Origin of the sequence: Streptomyces rubellomurinus (genome assembly GCF_000961885.1) — a bacterium.
Lineage (GTDB): Bacteria > Actinomycetota > Actinomycetes > Streptomycetales > Streptomycetaceae > Kitasatospora > Kitasatospora rubellomurina.
Map to the genome: position 1 here is coordinate 1 of NZ_JZKH01000270.1, position 869 is coordinate 869.

Below are 869 nucleotides of genomic sequence, written 5' to 3' on the forward strand. Positions count from 1 at the left end.
GCCTCGTCGGCTACGAGATGGCCCTGCTCGTCGACCGCGCCGGCGCCGTCCTCACCCCCGCACTCCGCGCGGAACTCCAGGGCAGTCTCCTGCACTGACCGGGCTCCGCACGGCTCCACCCACCCGTCCCACCTCCCCGCCGGGACCGACCCGACCGGCCCCGGCGCCTCACCCTCAGCTACCCTCAGGCAGCTGATCCCGCCTCAGCTGGCACCGCCCCAGCTGGAACCGGCTGCCCAAGGCCGCAGCACAAGGAGGACCCATGACCCCGCCCTCGACACCCGCCGGCCCGTACGGCAACGGGTACGGCAGCGGCTACGGCGGGCAGCAGTCCGACGGCTACGAGCAGCAGCCGCTGGTCCGTCCGTACGCCATGACCGGCGGCCGGACCCGCCCGCGGTACCAGCTCGCCATCGAGGCACTGATCTCGACCACCGGCTCGGCCGAGCGGACCGGCGGGCTGCTGCCGGAGCACGCCCGGATCGTGAACCTCTGCCGTGAGGTCAAGTCCATCGCGGAGATCTCCGCACTGGCCGGCGTCCCGCTCGGGGTCGCCCGCATCCTCGTCGCCGACCTTGCCGAGGCCGGTCTCGTCGCCATCCACCAGCCCGCCGCCGCGGGCGAGTCGGGCGGAACGCCCGATGTCACGCTGCTCGAAAGGGTCCTCAGTGGACTTCGCAAGCTCTAACGGACCCGCCCGGGCCACGACGTCGGCCAAGATCGTCGTGGCGGGCGGCTTCGGTGTCGGCAAGACCACGCTCGTCGGCGCGGTCTCCGAGATCAACCCCCTGCGCACCGAAGCCGTCATGACCTCGGCCTCCGCCGGCATCGACGACATCAGCCACGTCTCCGGCAAGACGACCACCACC

The 869-nt window shown here is 72.5% G+C and carries 1 protein-coding gene and 2 pseudogenes; all 3 read left to right on the top strand.

Going from position 1 to position 869, the window contains the following annotated elements:
* A pseudogene (locus tag VM95_RS37745) lies at positions 1 to 98 on the top strand (roadblock/LC7 domain-containing protein); the annotation flags it as partial.
* Positions 99 to 262: 164 nt separating this feature from the next.
* Positions 263 to 688 carry a DUF742 domain-containing protein gene (locus VM95_RS37750; RefSeq protein ID WP_045706034.1) on the top strand — a complete coding sequence of 142 codons (426 nt, stop codon included), beginning with the start codon at positions 263 to 265 and terminating at the stop codon, positions 686 to 688.
* Positions 669 to 869: pseudogene (locus VM95_RS37755) on the top strand (ATP/GTP-binding protein); the annotation flags it as partial. The gene VM95_RS37750 and the pseudogene VM95_RS37755, both read left to right, overlap by 20 nt.